The sequence below is a fragment of the Mesorhizobium sp. M4A.F.Ca.ET.020.02.1.1 genome, assembly GCF_004022645.1.
Classification (GTDB): Bacteria; Pseudomonadota; Alphaproteobacteria; order Rhizobiales; family Rhizobiaceae; genus Mesorhizobium.
In genome coordinates this window covers 1-1466 of record NZ_RZOI01001068.1, presented here as the reverse complement: position 1 = coordinate 1466, position 1466 = coordinate 1, and the positions used below count along the sequence as shown (strand labels likewise).

1 protein-coding gene is annotated in these 1466 nt (G+C 69.4%); it reads left to right on the top strand.

What is annotated here, in order from left to right; translation table 11 throughout:
* The coding region (locus EN742_RS34870) for an FtsX-like permease family protein (protein WP_128333873.1) at positions 1–1466 on the top strand (1466 nt) is incomplete at both ends.

Here is a 1466-nt window from a genome sequence, read left to right as displayed (position 1 = left end):
GCGGCGTCAATTCGGTGGCGCAGGCGATCACCGCTGGGGTCGCCAACCAGGGCCAGACGCTGCTTGGCGGTGACCTGCGCTTTCAACTCAACCAGCGCGGCACGACGCCGGCCGAGCGCGGCTTCCTTGATCGGCTGGGAACGATTTCGCACAGCGCCAGCATGCGCTCGATGGCGCGGCTGGAGGACGGCTCGGACCAGGCGCTGGTCGAGGCCAAGGCGGTCGACGAGGCCTATCCGCTCTACGGGGCGCTGGCGACCGAGCCGGCGCTGCCGCGCGAGGCGCTGTTCGCCGAGAGGTCCGGCGTCTTCGGCGCCGCGGCACCCGAGCTTTTGTTCGACCGGCTGAACCTCAAGCTTGGCGACCGGGTGAAGCTTGGCGCTGCGACGTTCGAGCTGCGCGCGCGGCTGGTGGGCGAACCGGATGCGGTGTCCGACGGGTTCGGCTTTGCGCCGCGGCTGCTGGTATCGACCGAAGGCCTTGCCGCCTCAGGCCTGGTCCAGCCGGGCAGCCTGGTCGAGAACGCCTACAAAATCCGCTTGCCCGCCGGCGCCAGCGAGACCGACCTCAAGGCGATCCAGGACCAGGCGGCAAAGACGTTTCCGGAGGCTGGCTGGTCGATCCGCACGCGCAGCAACGCGGCACCGGCGCTCTCCTCCAATATCGAGCGCTTCTCGCAATTTTTGACGCTGGTCGGGCTGACGGCGCTGGTGGTCGGCGGCGTCGGCGTGGCGAACGCCGTGCGCGCCTATCTCGACGGCAAGCGCGGCGTCATCGCCACCTTCAAGAGCCTCGGCGCTTCGGGTGGCTTCGTCTTCACCGTCTATCTGGTGCAGATCCTGCTGATCGCCGGCCTCGGCATCGTCGCCGGGCTGATCCTCGGCGCCGCTATGCCGTTCGCGGCGAGCGCAGCCCTGCAGTCGGTCATCCCGGTGCCGGCGGAAGGCGGCTTCTACCCCGGCGCGCTTGCCATGGCGGCGCTGTTCGGCCTGCTGGTGACACTGGCCTTCGCGCTGCTGCCACTGGGGCGCGCCCGCGACGTGCCGGCAACGGCGCTGTTTCGCGAGATGGGTTTTGAGAGCCGCGGTTTTCCGCGCCTGCCTTATGTGGCAGCGGCAGTCGGCATCGCGCTCGTCCTGGCGGCGCTGGCCATCCTGTTTTCCGGCGACCGCCGCATCGCCTCGATCTTCGTCGGCGCCACGGTCTTTGCCTTCCTTGTACTGCGCCTGGTCGGCGCGCTGGTGCAGTGGGCGGCCAGCAGGAGCCCGCGTGTCCGTTCCGTCGCGCTCAGGCTGGCGCTGGGCAACATCCACCGGCCGGGCGCCCTGACGCCGTCCGTGGTGCTGTCGCTCGGCCTCGGGCTGACGCTTTTGGTGACACTGGCGCTGATCGACGGCAATCTGAGGCGCCAGATCTCCGGCAGCCTGCCGGAACGGCCGCCGAATTTCTTCTTCGTCGATATCCAG